Below are 18,042 nucleotides of genomic sequence, written 5' to 3'. Positions count from 1 at the left end.
GGCCCGTGGCAGCCTGGAACGTAAATATTTGCGCAGCACCCGCTTTATCCATACCGATAGTTGTTAAAAGTTACACTAAAATCCATGAGTTGTTTATGCATCCAATGAAAAAATGGCTGACGCTGGCCATCGTCTCCAGCGCCTTGTTCCTCATCGTGGTCGACATGACCGTGCTCTACACCGCCTTGCCCGCGCTGACGCGCGACTTGCAGGCCTCCTCCTCGCAAAAACTGTGGATCATCAACGTCTACGCGCTGGTCGTCTCCGGTCTGTTGCCCGGCTTCGGTACCCTCGGTGACCGTCTGAGCCACAAACCCGTTTTCCTTGCCGGCCTGGCTGTGTTCGGCATCGCTTCGCTGTGCGCCGCGTTTTCGCCCGCGCCCGAATGGCTGATCTTTGCCCGCGTGCTGCTGGCCATCGGTGCAGCCTTGATGATGCCTGCCACCTTGTCCATCATCCGCCTGACCTTTACGGATAACCGCGAGCGCTCGTTCGCCATCGGCGTGTGGGCAGCGATTGCTTCCGGTGGTGCCGCGTTCGGTCCCGTGCTCGGCGGTTTCCTGATGGAACATTACTGGTGGGGTTCCGTGTTCCTGATCAACGTGCCCATCGTGCTGCTGACCCTGGTGCTGGCCGCCGTCGTCCTGCCAAAACGGGCCGGTAACCGCGACAAGCCGTGGGATCTGGTGGGCTCGCTGCAAATCATGATGGGCCTGCTTGGTGGCGTGTATGCGATCAAGGAGCTGGGCAAGTCGCAGCCGTCGTATGCGCTGGCTGCCTTTGCTTTCGCCGTGGGCGCCTTCTTCATGCTGAAATTCGTGCGTCGCCAGAAGCGGCAAGCCAAGCCGCTGATCGATTTCGCCCTGTTCCGCGAACTGCCGTTTTCCAGCGCCGTGGCCGCCGCCATGGTGGCGTCCGCCGCCCTGATCGGCATGGAACTGGCGCTGAGCCAGCACATGCAGCTGGTGCGGGAATTGTCGCCGCTGGAAGCGGGTCTGCTGCTGTTGCCGCTGCCGCTGGCGTCCGTGTTTGCGGGCCCATTGACGGGTTTCATGCTGCCGCGCGCCGACAAGGCCAAGGTATTGTGGGGTTCGCTGCTGCTGTCCGGTATCGGCATGGCATCGTATCTGGTGCTGCATGACGCCGCCGTCTCGGCGCAAGTGGCCAGCCTGGTGATCCTGGGCCTGGGCCTGGGTGCCGTCATGACGGCCGCGTCCAGCGCCGTGATGTTGAACGTGGCGCCGCAGCAAGCGGGCATGGCCGCCTCGATCGAGGAAGTGTCGTATGAGCTTGGCGCCGTCATCGGCGTGACGGTGCTGGGCACGATTATGTCGGCCGTCTACAGCGCCACCCTGGTGATCCCGGAAAGCGCGGGCCTGTTGCCCAACGCCCATGACACCCTCGATGCCGCGCTGCTGGCCGCCGAACAATTGCCGGCCGAACTGGGCCTGCAAGTGTCGGAACTGGCCCGTTCCGCTTTCGACAAGGCGTTTATTGTCGTGCTGGCCACGGCTTCCGCCATCCTGATGGCGGCTGCTGCCACCATCCGCCACCTGCATCTGCGGGCGCGCCGGGCGATCTCGATCTCGGTCTGATGGATCAGCGCTTCAGCAGCGGTGCCACCTTGTCGCGCAAGACCGTCCATTGGGCGTCGAGCACGGCCTGGTTGGGGTCGTGTCCGGCCCTTTTCACCACGGTAAAATCCTTGGCCGGGGCCGTGATGCTGTCGAAGTAGGTGCGCGCGATGACGGGCGAGGTCAGCAAGTCCGCTTCGCCCATGATGAAAAACACCGGCAAGTCAAAGCGCGTGCCCAGCGCGGGCAGGTCGACCTTGGCGAACATGCCGTCGCCGCGCAGGCCGATGAACTGGATGTACGAATAGTCATCGGCTGCCTCGGCATCGGCCAGGGCTTGCGGCGTGGCATAGAACGGTGCCGGCTGCCACCAGTGTTTCGGTGGCGGATCGGTTGCCAATCCTTCATATTTGCGGTCGAAGCGGCGCAAGATGCCGAAGTTGCGCGGATCGCGCCATGGCGGCGCACCGAGCGCCGTCAGCTTGTCCACTGTGGCGGTATCGCCGGCCGCTTGCGCCAGCGCCATCACTTCGCGGTACATGCCTGTCTCATTGTCCCGCGCATTGACCACCTGCGCCGTGCCGATATACGCGTGGAACAGGTCGGGGCGCGCCTTGGCCATGTGCACGCCCAGTATGGATCCCCAGGAACTGCCCATCAAAATGACTTTCTGCTGGCCCAGATGCTGTTCAATATAGCGGGCCACGGCGATGCCGTCGTCGCGCATCTGTTCCACCGTCAAGGGCACGTCTTCCGCGGGCCGCTGCTTTGCATACGTCATGCCGGCGCCGCGCTGATCCCATTGCACCAGAGTGTAGTGGCGTTCCCAGCCGGCGTAGATGGCGTCCGCATACGGACTGAGCGCGTTGCCGGGACCGCCATGAATGAACAGAATCACGGGATTGCCGCAGGCGGCGCCCGTGACCGTGATCCATTGCTCGATGCCATTGATGGGCACATAGCCTTGTTCGCGGATCGGCTGTGCGGGCGAGGCGCAGATGGACGGGGAGGCGGGCGGCGCCGCTTGCGCTACGCCGTAACAAGATAACAGCAGCAATGCCAGGCCTGTGATGCGCATTTCGTCCTCTTTTAACTAGTTGGTGGAACTACAGCGTGCAATCGTGCGCCGGCTTGCCGGCAATAAAGCGCTTGCTGGCCTGTTCAAAGCAGGCGGGCGCCGTCCATAAAATGAAATGCGGGGCGTTGTGCACGCTGGACAGGGCCACCTTGCCGGCCTTGCTCTGTGTAAAAGCCTGCACTTGCGCCTGTGCGCCCGCGTATGGCGTCTTCGGATCCAGCGTTCCCTGCAGTACCAAAGTTGGCGGCATTTTCTCCGGCAAGACGCCGAAATAGACGTCGCGCGGGTAGGTGGGCAAGCCGCCGCCCAGCAGGATGCGGGGCAGGGGACTGGTAAACAGCAAGTCCGCCTCGTCGCGGGCGATGTCGGCGGCCGTCCAGCCGGGGCGCAACGACGGCTGCAGATTGTTTTCCGAATTGCTGATGATGCTGACCAGCGGAATCGACAGCGGAGATTGGGGATAGCTGCCCAGGCTGGCGGCCGCGTCCGTCAACGTGGCGCGCACGGACGCCAGTTCCGCTTCGCCGCCCCGGTCCAGGTCTTGCAGCAGATACGGAATGCGGGCGCGGGCGTTTGGCACGTCAAGCATGCCGCCCAGGAAGTTTTTCAGGTTCTTGCCGGGAATGGTCGCCAGCAGGGCCGGGTCCGCTTGCGCCTTGTCCAGCACGCGGCGGTACAGGGTTGCGGCCGGCTCGCCCAGTGCTGAATGACAAGCCGCATCCGCATCGCAGCGGGCCAGTGCCTGCATGCCGACCGTGTTGACCACGTGCGAACGCTGGCTCAAGTCCCAGCGCGCATCCGTTTGCGGCGGCACCAAGGAGTCGAGGATGACGCCCTGGACGGGCAGCGGCCCCAGCTGCAAGGTGCGCAAGACCAGCTGCGTGCCATACGACACGCTGTATACATACACGGGCGGCTTCTTCTTGCCTTGTTCGCCTTCGATCAGGCCTTTCAAGTCGCGCGCCGCCATGGTGATGGAAAACTGGCCCGCGTATTCCGGCACCAGGTTGATGCCGGCAAAGCAGCTGCCCCATTCGACCCCGGCCAGGGCGCGACCGCCCGGGCTTTGTTCGGACTCTTCCACCTTGCACAGGCGCGAAGAATGGCCCGTGCCCCGGTGGTCGGGAATCAGGAATTCAAAGCCGGGAAAGCTGCGGCGCAAGGTGGGCAGCAAGCTGTAGAACGCGGCGCCCGATTCGCCGGGACCGCCCGCCACCAGCCACAGAGTGCCTTTGGCCGGCTTGCCGGCAGGCACATCGGCGGCAAACTTGCGCACGAAGACGTGCATGGCATCCGCGTCGCCGATGGCACGGCCCTGGGCATCGTAGCTGCCGGGCACGTTCAAGCCCGAGCACAGGCTGCCGGGGGCGGCCGTATCGGAGCAGGGTGTGAAAACGAGGGGTTCGGCATGCAGGCAGGTACTGGCAAGCAAGGTAGACAGCAAGGTCAGGCGGGGCAGGAAGGTCATCGGCTACTTTGGCGGCGTTGGAGGTCAGTCGCCAAAGTAGCGTTTTTTACAGCAATTGTCCAGATGGAAATATTTCTGCTAGGGACTATGCTTGCTGGCTCTTGCGCAGCAAGCGCAGGCCGTTCGCCACCACGAGCAGGCTGGCGCCCACGTCGGCGAACACGGCCATCCACAGGGTTGCCATGCTGGCCAGGGCCAGGCCGAAGAACACGGCCTTGATGCCGATGGCAAAGCTGATGTTTTGCACGAGGATGCTGCGTGTGCGCTGGCTCAGGCTGATGAATTCAGGCAATTTGCCCAGTTCATCATCCATCAGGGCCACGTCCGCCGTTTCGATGGCCGTGTCGCTGCCGGCCGCGCCCATGGCAAAGCCGATGTCGGCCTGCGCCAGGGCCGGGGCGTCGTTGACGCCGTCACCGAGCATGGCCACCACGCCGAACTGCTGCTGCAAGGCCTTGATTTCATCGAGTTTGTTTTCCGGCAGCAACTCCGCCTTGACCAGGCTGACACCGACTTCGGCGCCGATGCGCTGTGCCGTCAGCGCATTGTCTCCCGTCAGCATGACGGTGGTGACGCCCAGCGCATTCAACTTGGCGATGGCGGACGCCGCCGTCGGGCGCAGCACGTCGGCCACGGCGATCACGCCCAGCGCGCCGGCTGAGGTGGCCAGCACCATGGCCGTGTACGCCTGCTGTTCCAGCCCCGCCAGGATGGCTTGCAGTGCGGGCGTCAGAACCTTCAATTCCGTCATCAGGCGGGCATTGCCCAGGTAATACGTCTGGCCAGCGATCGTGCCTTGCACGCCGCGGCCATGCAGGGCGGCAAACTGGGTCACGGGCAAGTGGCTGCCGGCGGGCGGACCTGCCTTGACGATGGCGGCGGCCAGGGGGTGGGCCGAGTTCGCATCAAGGCTGGCAGCCAGCAGCAGGATGGTGTCGCGGCTGCCGCCATCGAGCGCCACCACGTCCGTGACCGCTGGTTTGCCCATGGTCAAGGTACCTGTCTTGTCGACGGCGATGGCCTTGATCCGGTAGCCCGTTTCCAGGAATTGCCCGCCTTTGACCAGGATGCCGCGCCGCGCCGCCGCCGTCAGGCCACTGACGACCGTGACAGGCGTGGAGATGACGAGCGCGCACGGGCAGGCGATCACCAGCATCACCAGCGCCTTGTAGACCCAGGCCATGAATGGCTGGCCCAGCAGCAGTGGCGGCAGCACGGCCACGAGGATGGCGAAGACGACGACGGCCGGCGTGTAGTAACGGGCGAAATTGTCGACAAAGCGCTGCGTGGGCGCCTGTTTGCCCTGGGTTTCCTCGATCACCTTGACGATTTTCGCCAGCGTGCTGTTGCCGCTGTTGGCTGTCACCGTGACGTCGAGCAAGCCCCGTTCATTGATGGTGCCCGCATACACGACGTCGCCCACGGCCTTGTCCACGGGCATGCTTTCACCGGTGATCGGCGCCTGGTTGACGGACGATTCGCCGCTGGCCACCACGCCATCGAGTGCGATGCGTTCGCCCGGCTTGACGCGCATCAAGGCGCCGATGGCCACCGTGGCGACGGATACCTGCTGCCAGGCGCCGCGCGCGTCGGCGACCGTGGCCGTGTCGGGTGCCAGCTGCATCAGGCTGTGCACGGCGTTGCGTGCGCGGTTCAGGGACAAGCCTTCGATCAGTTCGGCGATAGCGAACAGGAAGATGACCATGGCCGCTTCCGGCCACTGGCCGATGGCGACGGCGCCGAACACTGCCAGGCTCATCAGGAAATTGATGTTCAGGGTGAATGTTTTCAGGGCAATCCAGCCTTTTTTCAGGGTCGGCCAGCCGCCCGTGGCAATCGACAGCAGGGCCAGGGCGATGACGAGGGGCGAACTGTCTTCATGCGTGGTCCAGGCCAGCGCTTCGGCGGCCGCGGCAGCCAGGCCGGAGACGACCAGCAAGCCTTTTTGCAGGCCGCTCAGGCTGCCTTCGTTCGGATCCCGCGCGACAGTGGCGTTTGCTTCCATGGGAATGGCCTGCATGCCGATGCCGTGCAGGGCCGCTTCCACCGTGGCCAGCGAGGGCAGGGTGTGATGCACGTCGAGCACACGGTTCATCAGGTTGAAATCGAGGCCCACGACGCCGGCCATATTGCTCAGCTTGTTGCGGATCAGCCGTTCTTCCGTGGGGCAATCCATGTTGGCGATGCGGTATTTGGCCGTGTTCGCGCCGGCAATGGCGGTGCTGGGGAGGGCCGGGCCAGACGGGGCGGCAGGCGTGGACGAGCACGCATGCTGGCTGGAACAGCAGCTGACCGCCTTGGGCGCGTGGTCATGCTTGTGGTCGTGCTTGTGCTCATGGTCGTGCGCATGGGTGTGGTCGTGATCGTGGCTATCGTGTGGCATCGCATCGTCCTTCCGGTTTCGTGTATGCTTCCATTAGAAACCCTGTAGCCGCTACAGGGTCAAGCGCAATTTGCGCGAAAGAATGAAAGGGGATGCCATGCGTATCGGAGAACTGGCCAAACGGACAGATTGTGACGTGGAAACCGTGCGTTATTATGAAAAGGCGGGCTTGCTGCAGGAACCTGGCCGCAACAGCGCCGGCTACCGCGAATACCGCGAAGAACACCAGGAACGGCTGCAATTCATCCGCCATTGCCGCTCCCTGCAGATCGGCTTGACCGATATCCGCGCCTTGCTGGAGTTCAAGAATAATCCGGCAGAAGGCTGCCAGAGCGTCAATGAATTGCTCGACCACCATATCTTGCGCATTGCCGAACAGATGGCGAATTTGCAAATATTGCAGCAGCAACTCGTGACCCTGCGCCACCAGTGCGACCAGCCGCAGCCGTCGCAAGACTGCGCGATCCTGCAAAACCTGTCCGAAGCAGCCAGCGGCCACGACTGCGCCTGCCACACTGAACTTCATTGACGATTGCTGCATGCTGAAACTGACACCTGGAAGAACTTTACTGGCTTTATCCCTGCTATCGCCGCTCAGCCATGCCGCCGATGCGCCTGCGGCAGCCGGCCACTACCTGACCCTGTACGCCGCGCCCGGCGTGCCGCAGGACGATGACCCGTATACGTGGAGCACGGCTGGCGGCACGCAGCTGGCGAAAGGCGTGACGAAGGCCGACGGGCGCGCCTATGTCAAAGGGGAGGAGGGCGAAGACACGTATATTCTGAAAACCGTCAGCATGCGCTGGCAGCTGAAGGTGCCCTCCGCATGCTGGCAGGGTGCGCCAGACGCCTTCCAGCAATGCATGCAACTGGCCAAGACCACGAGCCGCTATGACGAGGAGCAAGAGGCGCGCAAGCTGGCGGAGCAGCAGAAAGAAGCCAAGATGCAGGCCAGGATCGCCGCTTATGCGGTGCAGGCCCGCGCCAACGACGATGATCTGGCATGGCTGGGACGCTTGCCTTCGAGCTGGACTCTGGAAAGCTATGGCAAGCGCCTGTTGGGCAGCGGCGACAAGGTCGCCAAACAGCTTGGCGAGGCGCTGGGGGATGGCGGACCCGATGCGCGCCAGTTCGTCTGCCGCGCGCCCGCTGATTATGGCCCTGTGCCGGAACAGGCCTCAGTCGAGGCGTGGATGGCATTGCCGGGCGATGTGCGCAAGGTGCACGCCGGCCCCGCCTGGGATGCGCTGGTGGCGGCCGGCGAAAAAGGCAACTGGATGGCCCGATTGGAACTGTATTACGCATTGTCCAGCGTCAATGTTCACGCACTGAGCTTGCTGGAACAGTACCGCATCGTGCAATTGATGGAATGGTTGCACAAGAAACAGGTGGGCGGCCTGTATGGCTACTTCAGCATCGGCATACCTGTCACCCCCGGCAATCTCCCCAGCGCCACCTGGCGCAAGCAGGACCAGGCCTCGCTGTATGCGGCCATGCTGGGCAGTTACGAGGATCAGAACAGCCGGGGCAGCGCCTTGCAGACGGACCCGGACCCCGCGCTGGCCGAGGCGGGCAGGAAAATGCTGGCCTGCGCCAAGGCTGCCATGCCGCAACGTTACTGACGCGGCAGCAACGGCGGGCCGCCATCGCCCAGGCGGAAGGCGTCAACCACGCGCAGCAAATCATGCGCCTGGTCTTGCATGCTTTGCGCGGCGGCGGCCGATTGTTCGACGAGGGCGGCATTGCGCTGGGTCAATTCGTCCATTTCCGTGATGGCATTGTTGACTTCCTCGATGCCCTTGCTCTGGCGCTGGCTGGCCGCCGTGATGTCGTTCATGATCTCCGTCACCTGCTGGACGGAGGCAACGATATCTCCCATGGTGCGCCCGGCGCTGTCGGCCAGCTCGCTGCCTGTTTCTATCCTGGCCACGGAATCCTCGATCAGTTGCTTGATTTCACGCGCCGCCGTGGCCGAACGCTGGGCCAGGCCCCGCACCTCGGTGGCGACGACGGCAAAGCCGCGCCCCTGTTCGCCCGCGCGCGCCGCTTCCACGGCCGCGTTCAGGGCGAGGATATTTGTCTGGAACGCGATGCCGTCGATGACGGCGATGATGTCGACGATGCGTCCGGAACTGGCCTTGATCGAACCCATCGTCTCGACCACCTGGCCCACGACGCGCCCGCCCTCGAGCGCCACATTCGACGTCGACAACACCATCTGGTTGGCCTGGTGCGCATGGCTGGCATTCTCGCGCACGGTATCCGTCAAGGCATGCATGGACGACGCCGTTTCTTGCAGGGAATGGGCTTGCGACTCGGTACGGGCCGACAAGTCCGCATTGCCCAGCGCGATTTCACTCGCTTCCACCGTGATGGTGGAGCCCGCCTGACGTATGTCGCCCAATAAAGTGTTCCAGTTCTTCAGCACGGTGGCCAGGGCCCGGGTCAGCTTGCCCACCTCGTCGTCGCCCTGGGCTTCGATGCGCGTGGTCAGGTCGCCTGCGGCCAGGCTTTCGGCGGCGCGGCAGGCGTCATCGATAGGCCCGACCACGGAGCGCGCCACCCATGTGGCGATCAGGGCCAGCAAGGCAAAGCCGACAGCCATGGCGCCCAGCGACAGCCAGCCGGCGCGTTGGCCCGCATTTTTTGTTTCCTGCAAGGCTACAACCGTGCGCTGGTCGAGGTTGAGCAGTACCTGGCGCAGCTGCCCGCGCACTTGCTGATAGTGTCCGGCGGCATTTTGCATCGCGGCCACGCCCGTATTCGGGTCCATGGACGCCAGGTCCAGCGCCTGCGCCACGCTGGCACGGTAGCGCTCGACACCGGGCAAGGCCTGGCCCGCTTCCGTGGCGGCGCCCGAGAATTTCTGCAGCTCCTTCAATCCTTGCGCGATGGCGTTCAACTGGCCATCCGTTTGCGCGCCGAATTGCTTGAACTGCTCTTCGGACAGGCTGGCCGCGATGGCGATCTTCGCGTACACGTCGGCATGTACCTGGCCCAGGGCAATAGCTTGCTGGTTCGCAAGCCGTTCGGCCGTCAGGGTGACGTCTTTCAGTTCGCGCATGCGCTGCTCATTCTGCTGCATGGCGAAGTAGGACAAGGCACCCATGGCCAGCAGGCAAGCCAGCGCGACCACCGGGACGATCAACATCTTCTGTGCGATTTTCATTGAGGCCCGTAGCGTTGAAAAATTCGTTGAGAGATCGGTGTGCCATCCCGGCGCTGGCCGCGCGGCCGGCTACAGGTAGATGCCGCCGCAGACGACGGAATCGGCCAGTTTCTCGCAGTACATCACTTTTGGCTCGATCTTCTTGGTTTCCGGGTTCGTGAATTTGTATTCCTGCCAGAACGTCCCCTTGCTCTTGGCCAGGTCGACTCGTTCCTTGACGAAGGCCTTGCCGTCGATATCCTTCAGCTCGATCAAGTTCTTGCCGACCATTTTCGGGTTGGCGCCATGCGCGGCGACGGTGCCATCGAGTTTATACACGACCAGGTACAGGTCGTGCAGGATGAATTGGGGCGACTTGGCCGTGATCTCGCCATACGCCTTGGCGTCGCCGGTGCTCTTGATATAGGCCACGCCTTTCTTGACCATGGCTTCTGCGTCGGCGCGCGTGGCGCCGCCTTCGGCAGCGCTGGCGATACCGGGCAGGGTTGCGGCGGCAAGCATGGCCGACAGGCAAATGGCGGGGGTGAACTTGGGCATGAGAATCTCCTTCACATTGCGGCAGGGGAAAGCCGGCGGGGAACCGGTGCGGTGAGGCGGCGCCTATCGAAGTGCCGACGTTTCATAGTAGCGCGATGCCAGCAGACATGCGCTGGTGCAACAGTATTTTTTTGAGTGGGGCGTTTTTGCAACGTCGCGTGCAGGTGGCCGCAATCGTGTTGACAGAGGGAAAAAGCGGCTGGAAGCTATCGTATCGATAGTGTGGCGGCCGCGCCGCGCTACCAGCTGGCCGGGTCTTCCGCCGCAGCGCGCGCCAGGTCGGCGCGCCAGTCCTGCTGTGCCAGCCGGTAAATATCCGCGAAAAAGGCGCGCGGATCGTCCATTTCATCCCACAAGGCGGGCAGGGCGTTCGTGCTTTCGGGGTCGTGCTCGAGGATGGCCTGGAAATCGAAAGCGGGGTCTTGCAGCGCCTGCGCCAGCACGGCCACCAGTACATGACGGTGGCGGTAGCTGAGTTCCTTGTATTGCGACGTGATGTCGCGCCGTATCAGCGCCGCGCGCTGGACCGGGTTGTTCATGTTCCAGGTGTCGAGCTCCACGCCCAGGGTGTGTTCTCGGTCGTACACGTCGAAGGGACCAAGGAAATGGTAAAGCGTGGGCTCATATGGCACGTCGACCCAGGGGCTGCGCAGGCCCTTTGGTCTTTGCGTGCTCATCGACCGTTCACGCGCATACAGGCAAGGTCCAGCCTTCGTCACCGAGGTCGGTCGGATAGATGGCGCGGGTCTGGTTCTCGCCCCAGCGTGCGTGGTCGAGGATGCCGTCTTCATGCATGTCGAGCACCCATTCCGTGCTTTCCAGCAAGGTGCCATCCTTGTGGTACACGCGGAAGAAGGTGGATGTGCTCAGCGCGCGCACGATGTTCTGCGGCACGCCGTTGCCGTAGTGCGGCACATAGGTCTTGATCACGCACGTGCCCTGGTTGTTCCACTGCTGTGCATACACGGTGGCATTGCGCGCCGCGCTGACTTTGATGAAAAGCCAGCCTGCCAGCAGGAAGATGAGCAGGAAGGCGGCGGCGATCAGGCCGGTTTTCTTGAGTAGCTGCATGAGGTCATGGCATGGCCGAAAACGAAGTTGCCGCATTGTATGTCAAGAGCAGACATGCTTGCCGTACGGCACGTACAGCAAGCATGTCCCCGCTAATTGCCGTCAACTTGGCTATTTGCCCACGGCCGCATGCAAGGTATTCGCCATTTCCAGGTGATGTTGCAACGCTGGCAAGGTCTTCGCGGCAAAGGCCTTGATCTCGGGATCGCTGGCCTTTTGGCTGGCATCCGTAAACAGTTTCACGGCGTCCTTGTGCGCCGCCACGCCGATGGTGGCTGCATATTCCTTGTCGAACTGCGCACCTTCCAGGCGGCTCAGCTTGTCGATCTGCGCCTGGTGTTTCTTGCCGGGCTGGTCGCTGACCTCGATCTGCTTGCTGCTGGCCAGCTGTTTCAGCTCGTCAGCCACTTTCGTGTGGTCCGTGACCATGGCATCGGCGAATTTCTTCACTTCCGCATTGGTGCTCTTGCTTTGCGCTACTTTGCTTGCGGCAATTTCCGTGCTGCCCGCGTCTGCGGCCTTGCTGAGGAATTGCTTGTCGTACGCGCCCGGTGCGGCAGCGGCGATGCTGTTGATGGCGATGCCGCTCAATAAGGCCACGGCGGCGCCGATGGCCACGCTTTTCAGGGAGGGGGTACGGGAACTGGTGGTAGGGATAGGCATGGCAAATCCTTTCGAGTGTGGTTTTTTCTACAAGCTGATGACAATGTTAAGCCAGCAGCCCGCGCACACCCATAGGACAGTCGCGATTATGCCCGTAGGACTAGTCCTGTTCGTTACCGCACAATTCGACTTGTTTCAGAGCAAACAAAGCGGTGATGCCGGCATCACGGCGCCAGGCGGGCATGCCGATATCGAGCCATTCCGCCATCGCGTCCAGGTGCGATGGTTCCGAAACGCTGTGTTCGAGTTCATCGAGCACCGTGTCGCGGTCGATGTACAGCCTGTCCAGCCAGGCGTCGAACGAGGGGGCCAGTTCCATCAGGCCGTGGGCGCGCTTGCCCGTCCAGTCCGGCAATTCCTGCACATAGGCCAGTACGCGGCCGCCGCCTTCCTCCGTCAGGTCCAGGTAGACCATGGAATTGCCGCCATCGCGGGCGAAGGGCAGGATGCGCACGGGCATGTCCGTGTGCTTGCGCGCGGCGCGGATTTCACCGACCAGTGTTTCATCGCAGAAATCGCCTTCATCCGCGCTGAAGAAGGTATTAAAGCCCATTTTTTCCACGCCGCCATTGCCGTCAGGCACATCAGTGGTGTAGTCAAAACAGGCGCCGTTGGCCACTTTCAAGAACGCCAGGAAGGCGGGCGGCAAGGGCGCTTCCAGCAAGGCCTCGATGGCGGCGATCTGCCGCGCTGTGGGCGCGGGCTTGGCGTCCTCGATCGCCAGGTGGCGGTAGCGCGTGTAATAGTTGCTCATTGATTATCCTTGTATTTATTCTTGTATTCCACTGGCGCCACATCGTTGCAGCCCGTCTCCACCTTGGCCAGCGCATCGACGAGGCCCGCGCGCAGCACGGCCATCGAGCGGGCCTTGTCATCGATCTGGGCAATTTTCGTTTCCAGCATAGCTCGTTTGGTCTGCGCATCGAGCGCGTTTTCCTGCCAGACGGCAATCACGTCGGCGATTTCCTTCAAGGTAAAACCCAGCGCCTTGGCATGGCCGATCAGCTCGATGCGCCGCAAGGCTTGCGCCGAATATTCCTTGTAGTTATTCGTCAGGCCCGGCTGCGGGGCTTCATCCAGCAGCCCCTGGCGCTCGTAAAAGCGCACCGTATCCTTGCTGACGCCCGTCAGGCGGGTGATTTCTCCGATACGCATGGTTTTTTGACTTTCTACTAATTTGCGGAACGCGAAAAATGTGCAGGGCAAGCCTATGCAACGCAGCCATGTGCACTTTTTTGCATTCCACGCTTGACCGTGGACTAAAGTCTACAGTTTACATTGAAAACTTCATCTACTCCACACCACTGCCATGACCGCTTTCAACTATACCAACCAGACCGTGCTGATCACGGGTGCCTCGTCCGGCATCGGCCGTGTATTTGCGGAAACCCTGGCCGCGCGCGGCGCCCATTTGCTGTTGCTGGCCCGTTCCGGCGCCGTGCTCGACAGCCTGGCCAGGGAACTTTCCCAGCGCCACGGTATCCGCGCCCATGCGCTGGTGGCCGACTTGAGCCAACCCGGCGCCGCTGCACAAGCTTATGCGCAAGCGTGGTCGCTGGGCATGGCGCCCGACGTACTGATCAATAACGCGGGATTCGCCACGCATGGCCGCTTCGAAAGCATCGACCTGGCGCGCCAGGCGGCTGAAGTGACCGTCAATTGCACGGCGCTCATGGAAATGACGCACTGCGCCTTACCGCACATGCTGACCAAAGGCCGCGGCGCCATCATCAACGTGGCCTCCACGGCGGCGCTGCAGCCCGATCCCTACATGGCCGTGTATGGCGCCAGCAAGGCTTTCGTGCTGTCGTTTTCGGAAGCGCTGTGGGCGGAAAACCGCAGCCGCGGCGTGCGCGTGCTGGCCCTGTGCCCGGGCGCCACGGAGACTGCCTTCTTCGACGTGGTGGCCGCGCCCGAAGCAGCCGTGGGCAAGCGCATGGATCCGCAAGCCGTCGTCGATGAAGCGCTGCGCGCGCTGGACCAGGGCCGCAGCAGCCATGTGGCGGGCAGGCCGAACCGGCTGCTGGCGTGGCTGCCGCGCTTGTTGCCGCGCCAGACCGTGCTGGGTATCGTGGAAGGCATGCTCAAACCGAAGGCAGCCTAGGGTTCAGAAGGCCATGATGCGTTCGCGCAACCAGCGGTGCGCCGGGTCCAGGTGCATGCGCTCGTGCCAGACCATGGCCATCTCGTAATCGGGCAGGCTGACGGGCGGTTCCCACGTGCGCAGGCCGCCCAGCGCGTTTTTCAGCAGGCGCGACGGCAGCAGGGCCACCATGTCGGACGCTGCCAGCAAGGGCGGGACGATGAGGAAATGCGGCACGGACAGCACCACCTTGCGCGTCCGGCCCAGCAATTCCAGCGCCGTATCAACGTTGCTGCGGAAACCGCCGCCGTTGGGCGAGACGACGATGAATTCCAGCGCGCAAAATTGATCGACGTCGGGAGCCGTTTGCAGCAGCGTATGGTCGCGGCGGCCCGCCAGCACGTAGTGCTCGGTAAACAAGGTGCGGTGGCGCAAGCCAGGTGGCGCTTCTTCCTGCGCCAGAAAGCCCAGGTCGACCTGGCCATTTTCCAGGTCTTGCGCCATGCGCGCAGGCACGGCCTCGAAGACGGCCATGCGCGACAACGGCGCCTGCGCGCGCAGGGTCGGCAGCATGGGCAGCAGGATCGCATATTCGGTGGCGTCGGCCGCCGCCAGGTTCCAGCGTACCTCGGCCGTGGCCGGATCGAACGCCTGTTCCGGCTGCAAGACTTGCTCCAGCTGAGCCAGCACGGCTTGCAACGGTGCAAACAGGGCCAGCGCCCGCGCCGTGGGCAGCATGCCGCGCGGACCGGGCAAGAGCAGCGGATCGTCGAAAGCGGCGCGCAACTTGCCCAGCTGCACGCTGACGGAAGGCTGGCTCAGGTGCAGCCGCGCGGCCGCCCGCGTCACGTTGCGCTCGATCAACAAGGCATTCAGGGTCAGCAGCAGGTTCAAGTCCAGCTTGTGCAAATCCAACTTATGCAGATTGTTCATGACTATACCTTGTATATCAACTATTCATTTCCACTATGATAGCGCAAGCCCTACAGTAGTTCCTGTGCTTCTCACTCTTCATCTTTTACAGGAACTAACTGATGCAACTCCATGAATATACAAGCTTTGACGGACTGGGGCTGGCCCAGCTAGTGCGCGATGGCGCCGTCTCTGCGGCGGAATTGCACGATGCGGCCGTGCGCGCCTGCGCCGCCGTCAACCCGCACATCAACGCCGTGGTCGAGCTGTGGCCGGCGGATGTGGGCGCCATCGACCACGCGGCGCCGTTCGCCGGCGTGCCATTTTTGATCAAGGATGTGGCCGTCACCATGGCAGGCAAGCGCAGCGAAGCGGGCAGCCGCCTGGGCGCCGGCCATGTCGCCGCGCTGGATTCGCATCTGATGACGCAGTTCCGCCAGGCGGGACTAATCACCTTTGGCCGCACGAGCACGCCGGAAATGGCCTTTGCCACCACCACGGAACCCGTGCTCTACGGCGCCACGCGCAATCCGTGGAACGTGGCATTGAGTGCGGGCGGCTCCAGCGGCGGCGCGGCGGCGGCCGTCGCGGCCGGCATCGTGCCCTTGGCCCATGCGACGGACGCGGCCGGTTCCATCCGCGTGCCGGCCGCCTCGACGGGCCTGTTCGGCTTGAAACCGAGCCGTGGCCGGGTTTCGAACGGTCCCGCCATGGACGAAATCTTCAGCGGCCTGGGCGTGCAACTGGGCGTGAGCCGCACGGTGCGCGACAGCGCCGCCTTGCTTGATTGCGTGCAGGGTGTGCTGCCGGGCGAGCCATATGTGACGGCTGCGCCCGGCCACAGCTGGCTGTCGCAAGTGAGCGTGGCGCCGGGCAAGCTGCGCATCGCCGTGCAGCGCGCCGCCTGCAATGGCGCCCATCCCGTGCCGGCCATCGATGTCGCGCTCGACACGACCGTGCGCCTGCTGGAAAGCCTGGGCCACCACGTGGAAGAAGTGGCGCCCGCGCTGGGCGTGTCGTGGGAAGCGTTCGTGCACGCCAATGCCAGCATCTGGTGCGCCAACCTGGTGCCATGGATGGACGCCCTTGCGCAAGAGAGCGGGCGGAGCGTGTCACTCGACACCCTGGAAGCGGCGACCCTGGCCTGCTACCGCCATGGCAAGACGGTCTCGGCAGTCGATTTCGTGGCCGCCCTCGACGTGCGCAACACCGTCACGCGCCAGGCCAGCGCCTTGTTTGGCCAGTACGACGTGCTGCTGACGCCCGCCATGCCGGACTTGCCATGGCAGCTGGGCCGCTATGGCGAAAAGGAGGAAAAACTTGACGGTGTTGGCTGGACGGCGCGCCTGTTCGAGCATTCGCCATACACGCCGCTGGCGAACGTGGCAGGCTTGCCAGCCATGTCCGTACCGCTCGGCATGTCGCATGAGGGTTTGCCGATCGGCATGCAATTCATGGCGGGCTATGCGAACGATGGGATCTTGCTGCGCCTGGCGGGACAGCTGGAGCGGGCGGCGCCGTGGGGGCAGCGTCGCCCATCCGTGTGGGCGGGCAAGGTGTAAAGCATGCCATGAAGGCGGCTGAAACCGGCCGCCATATCGGCTTTGGCCTGCGGCAGAAGCCGGGGTCGGACCCGCCGGGTTCGAGCCCAGTCCTTGTTCTTGGGTGAAAAATATCAGGTGGGCAGCGTCGCCAGCGGCGCCGCGCTGCGGCTTTCCAGGCGAAAGCGGGCTTTTTCCCACAGCCGGTCGTGGAAGGGCAGGACGATCACGTTGCAGATCGGCTCGACCACGGCCAGCAAGCCGCCGAAGGCCATGGAACCGGTGGCCCAGTACATGACGCCGAAAGCCACGCTCATGTGCAAGGCCGTCTGGCTGAGCTTTTCACCGGCCAGTGCGGCAAAGCCAAGGCGGCTGGCGGCGTAGCGGCGGCGGATCGCATGCCAGGCTTTTTCATGCCACGGCAGCAGGGCTACGTTGATGACCGGTTCGATGATGGCTGCCAAGCCACCGAGCGCCAGGGAACCCGTGAGCAAATAGGCGAGGCCGAAGGCGATCGACATGTGCGTGCAGACCTGGCTGAATGTTTTGATCGCTGTGAACAAGGGAGGCTCCTTTCTGTTGAATTCGCTTATCCTTGATTTAGATAGTAACGATTCTCATTTACAAAAGGAAGCAAAATATTTCAAACGGCTCAATAGAAATAAACTATCAATACATGACATTACATTTTATTTTCACGAAACCGGGCTGATCCCGTCCCAAACGCGCATTTGCTAGCTACACAGTAAACCAGCATGTGCTGGGGTTTCTGGAGAACAGCATGCCCACCCTTTTTGACGATGTACTGACCACGCCACAACCCTGGTCGCAGCAAGTGATTGCCGAGTGGCGCGATGTTTTTCCTGCGCAACACGGCGCCAATCTCGATGATTTCGTCGTGCGCGAGTGCCTGCGGCGCAACGCTCTCATGGACATGCGCAGCGTCGTCGGCCAGTCGGACCACTATGCGGGCCAGTCGTGGCGCGACGCGGCGCTGGGACCGCAATACAAACCGGGCAAGATGCGCGCCGTCTTTGCTCAATATGAACGCAATCCGGACTACTATTTCAACGGCGAACTGGACAATGGCATCGTGCTCAGTTCCATCGATGGCCACGATTGGTACACGGATGGCGGCGGCAATCACCGCACGGTGCTGGCGAAGTTCGCCTGCGACCGCATTGCGCGCCACACCGGGCGCTATCCGCTGGTGCGCGGCGTGTCGACTTGCCACTATGAGCCGGACATGCAGGCCTGGCGCCTGTTCTGCCAGCTGCAGCAACGCCATGCGCAGCTCATTTCCGTGGCCGTCACGCGTGAAGACAGGCAAAGAACCGATGTGGCCGGCGCGACGGACATCACCTGGCGCCTGCGGTTTTTTGTGCTGGACCGGCGTTTTGGCGGTATTCCTCGCGCCGGGCAGCTCGACGCTGCCCGCTTTTGCGCCTATGCCCGCCATGTGCTTGCGCATGACGGCAAGCCAAGCTGGCGCGACCGCGTGCTGGACCGCCTGATTGCCGACCCGGACCGTCTCGTGTACCAGTCCGTAGCGTAAGCACGCCT

The 18,042-nt window shown here is 63.1% G+C and carries 18 protein-coding genes; 6 read left to right on the top strand and 12 right to left on the bottom strand.

The window, feature by feature from the left end:
* Positions 1–104: 104 nt before the first annotated feature.
* Complete coding sequence (locus MRBLMS1_RS25270) at positions 105–1,595, top strand: MFS transporter (RefSeq protein WP_485883334.1); 1,491 nt, start codon at positions 105–107, stop codon at positions 1,593–1,595.
* Between the two features lie 4 nt (positions 1,596–1,599).
* Here MRBLMS1_RS25270 and MRBLMS1_RS25265 read toward each other — a convergent pair whose 3' ends face one another.
* The 3 genes from MRBLMS1_RS25265 to MRBLMS1_RS25255 all read right to left on the bottom strand — a co-directional run bounded on the left by MRBLMS1_RS25265 (position 1,600) and on the right by MRBLMS1_RS25255 (position 6,503).
* Positions 1,600–2,652, bottom strand: a complete 1,053-nt coding sequence (locus MRBLMS1_RS25265) for an alpha/beta hydrolase (protein ID WP_485882842.1) — start codon at positions 2,650–2,652, stop codon at positions 1,600–1,602.
* A 28-nt stretch (positions 2,653–2,680) separates the two neighbouring features.
* Positions 2,681–4,120, bottom strand: coding sequence for an alpha/beta fold hydrolase (locus tag MRBLMS1_RS25260; RefSeq protein WP_485882840.1), 1,440 nt, complete (start codon positions 4,118–4,120; stop codon positions 2,681–2,683).
* A gap of 85 nt (positions 4,121–4,205) precedes the next feature.
* Entirely contained in the window at positions 4,206–6,503 is a 2,298-nt protein-coding gene (locus MRBLMS1_RS25255) for a heavy metal translocating P-type ATPase (RefSeq protein ID WP_485882838.1), read from the bottom strand.
* Between the two features lie 97 nt (positions 6,504–6,600).
* On the opposite strand from MRBLMS1_RS25255, the gene cadR reads away from it, so the two are divergent.
* Positions 6,601–7,032: a Cd(II)/Pb(II)-responsive transcriptional regulator gene (cadR, locus tag MRBLMS1_RS25250; RefSeq protein WP_034748257.1), complete on the top strand. Its 432-nt coding sequence runs from the start codon at positions 6,601–6,603 to the stop codon at positions 7,030–7,032.
* A gap of 10 nt (positions 7,033–7,042) precedes the next feature.
* Positions 7,043–8,125 (top strand): hypothetical protein, encoded by a 1,083-nt coding sequence (locus MRBLMS1_RS25245; RefSeq protein ID WP_485882835.1) that lies wholly within the window; start codon positions 7,043–7,045, stop codon positions 8,123–8,125.
* On the opposite strand, the gene MRBLMS1_RS25240 is transcribed toward MRBLMS1_RS25245, so the two are convergent.
* From MRBLMS1_RS25240 to MRBLMS1_RS25210, 7 genes are all read right to left on the bottom strand, one after another.
* Complete coding sequence (locus MRBLMS1_RS25240; RefSeq protein ID WP_485882833.1) at positions 8,119–9,672, bottom strand: methyl-accepting chemotaxis protein; 1,554 nt, start codon at positions 9,670–9,672, stop codon at positions 8,119–8,121. The genes MRBLMS1_RS25245 and MRBLMS1_RS25240 overlap by 7 nt on opposite strands.
* Before the next feature lie 69 nt (positions 9,673–9,741).
* Positions 9,742–10,209 carry a cache domain-containing protein gene (locus tag MRBLMS1_RS25235; protein ID WP_485882831.1) on the bottom strand — a complete coding sequence of 156 codons (468 nt, stop codon included), beginning with the start codon at positions 10,207–10,209 and terminating at the stop codon, positions 9,742–9,744.
* A 239-nt stretch (positions 10,210–10,448) separates the two neighbouring features.
* Entirely contained in the window at positions 10,449–10,886 is a 438-nt protein-coding gene (locus tag MRBLMS1_RS25230; protein WP_485882829.1) for a hypothetical protein, read from the bottom strand.
* A 7-nt stretch (positions 10,887–10,893) separates the two neighbouring features.
* A complete protein-coding gene (locus tag MRBLMS1_RS25225) occupies positions 10,894–11,280 on the bottom strand; it encodes a hypothetical protein (RefSeq protein ID WP_128141487.1) in 387 nt (128 codons plus the stop codon).
* 111 nt (positions 11,281–11,391) lie between these two features.
* Positions 11,392–11,943 (bottom strand): DUF4142 domain-containing protein, encoded by a 552-nt coding sequence (locus MRBLMS1_RS25220; protein ID WP_070301693.1) that lies wholly within the window; start codon positions 11,941–11,943, stop codon positions 11,392–11,394.
* Between the two features lie 100 nt (positions 11,944–12,043).
* Complete coding sequence (locus tag MRBLMS1_RS25215) at positions 12,044–12,697, bottom strand: SMI1/KNR4 family protein (protein WP_485882827.1); 654 nt, start codon at positions 12,695–12,697, stop codon at positions 12,044–12,046.
* On the bottom strand, positions 12,694–13,098 hold the full coding sequence (locus MRBLMS1_RS25210) for a MerR family transcriptional regulator (RefSeq protein ID WP_051990904.1): 405 nt from the start codon (positions 13,096–13,098) through the stop codon (positions 12,694–12,696). Before MRBLMS1_RS25210 ends, MRBLMS1_RS25215 begins: the two co-directional genes overlap by 4 nt.
* 154 nt (positions 13,099–13,252) lie before the next feature.
* Between MRBLMS1_RS25210 and MRBLMS1_RS25205 the strand changes: the two genes are divergently transcribed.
* On the top strand, positions 13,253–14,047 hold the full coding sequence (locus tag MRBLMS1_RS25205) for an SDR family NAD(P)-dependent oxidoreductase (RefSeq protein WP_456149751.1): 795 nt from the start codon (positions 13,253–13,255) through the stop codon (positions 14,045–14,047).
* A 3-nt stretch (positions 14,048–14,050) separates the two neighbouring features.
* On the opposite strand, the gene MRBLMS1_RS25200 is transcribed toward MRBLMS1_RS25205, so the two are convergent.
* The gene (locus MRBLMS1_RS25200; protein ID WP_485882824.1) at positions 14,051–14,959 is read right to left on the bottom strand and encodes a LysR family transcriptional regulator; all 909 of its coding nucleotides are present in this window, start codon (positions 14,957–14,959) and stop codon (positions 14,051–14,053) included.
* A gap of 101 nt (positions 14,960–15,060) precedes the next feature.
* Between MRBLMS1_RS25200 and MRBLMS1_RS25195 the strand changes: the two genes are divergently transcribed.
* Positions 15,061–16,500, top strand: coding sequence for an amidase (locus tag MRBLMS1_RS25195; RefSeq protein ID WP_485882822.1), 1,440 nt, complete (start codon positions 15,061–15,063; stop codon positions 16,498–16,500).
* Positions 16,501–16,613: 113 nt separating this feature from the next.
* Here the strand turns inward: MRBLMS1_RS25195 and MRBLMS1_RS25190 are convergent, their stop codons facing one another.
* The gene (locus MRBLMS1_RS25190) at positions 16,614–17,042 is read right to left on the bottom strand and encodes a DUF2061 domain-containing protein (protein WP_338678708.1); all 429 of its coding nucleotides are present in this window, start codon (positions 17,040–17,042) and stop codon (positions 16,614–16,616) included.
* 218 nt (positions 17,043–17,260) lie between these two features.
* On the opposite strand from MRBLMS1_RS25190, the gene MRBLMS1_RS25185 reads away from it, so the two are divergent.
* Positions 17,261–18,034: a hypothetical protein gene (locus MRBLMS1_RS25185; RefSeq protein WP_485882819.1), complete on the top strand. Its 774-nt coding sequence runs from the start codon at positions 17,261–17,263 to the stop codon at positions 18,032–18,034.
* Positions 18,035–18,042 lie beyond the last annotated feature (8 nt).

Source organism: Massilia sp. LMS1-1-1.1 (assembly GCF_040815535.1).
GTDB classification, from domain to species: Bacteria; Pseudomonadota; Gammaproteobacteria; order Burkholderiales; family Burkholderiaceae_D; genus Janthinobacterium; species Janthinobacterium aestuarii.
This window is presented reverse-complemented; position numbering and strand designations above follow the sequence as displayed.

Coding starts and splice junctions, on each gene's coding strand:
- cadR (WP_034748257.1), top strand. CDS start 6,601: ATGCGTATCGGAGAACTGGCCAAACGGACAGATTGTGACGTGGAAACC.
- MRBLMS1_RS25240 (WP_485882833.1), bottom strand. CDS start 9,672: ATGAAAATCGCACAGAAGATGTTGATCGTCCCGGTGGTCGCGCTGGCT.
- MRBLMS1_RS25265 (WP_485882842.1), bottom strand. CDS start 2,652: ATGCGCATCACAGGCCTGGCATTGCTGCTGTTATCTTGTTACGGCGTA.
- MRBLMS1_RS25185 (WP_485882819.1), top strand. CDS start 17,261: ATGCCCACCCTTTTTGACGATGTACTGACCACGCCACAACCCTGGTCG.
- MRBLMS1_RS25245 (WP_485882835.1), top strand. CDS start 7,043: ATGCTGAAACTGACACCTGGAAGAACTTTACTGGCTTTATCCCTGCTA.
- MRBLMS1_RS25220 (WP_070301693.1), bottom strand. CDS start 11,943: ATGCCTATCCCTACCACCAGTTCCCGTACCCCCTCCCTGAAAAGCGTG.
- MRBLMS1_RS25205 (WP_456149751.1), top strand. CDS start 13,253: ATGACCGCTTTCAACTATACCAACCAGACCGTGCTGATCACGGGTGCC.
- MRBLMS1_RS25230 (WP_485882829.1), bottom strand. CDS start 10,886: ATGAGCACGCAAAGACCAAAGGGCCTGCGCAGCCCCTGGGTCGACGTG.
- MRBLMS1_RS25255 (WP_485882838.1), bottom strand. CDS start 6,503: ATGCCACACGATAGCCACGATCACGACCACACCCATGCGCACGACCAT.
- MRBLMS1_RS25235 (WP_485882831.1), bottom strand. CDS start 10,209: ATGCCCAAGTTCACCCCCGCCATTTGCCTGTCGGCCATGCTTGCCGCC.
- MRBLMS1_RS25260 (WP_485882840.1), bottom strand. CDS start 4,120: ATGACCTTCCTGCCCCGCCTGACCTTGCTGTCTACCTTGCTTGCCAGT.
- MRBLMS1_RS25195 (WP_485882822.1), top strand. CDS start 15,061: ATGCAACTCCATGAATATACAAGCTTTGACGGACTGGGGCTGGCCCAG.
- MRBLMS1_RS25270 (WP_485883334.1), top strand. CDS start 105: ATGAAAAAATGGCTGACGCTGGCCATCGTCTCCAGCGCCTTGTTCCTC.
- MRBLMS1_RS25215 (WP_485882827.1), bottom strand. CDS start 12,697: ATGAGCAACTATTACACGCGCTACCGCCACCTGGCGATCGAGGACGCC.
- MRBLMS1_RS25210 (WP_051990904.1), bottom strand. CDS start 13,098: ATGCGTATCGGAGAAATCACCCGCCTGACGGGCGTCAGCAAGGATACG.
- MRBLMS1_RS25225 (WP_128141487.1), bottom strand. CDS start 11,280: ATGCAGCTACTCAAGAAAACCGGCCTGATCGCCGCCGCCTTCCTGCTC.
- MRBLMS1_RS25200 (WP_485882824.1), bottom strand. CDS start 14,959: ATGAACAATCTGCATAAGTTGGATTTGCACAAGCTGGACTTGAACCTG.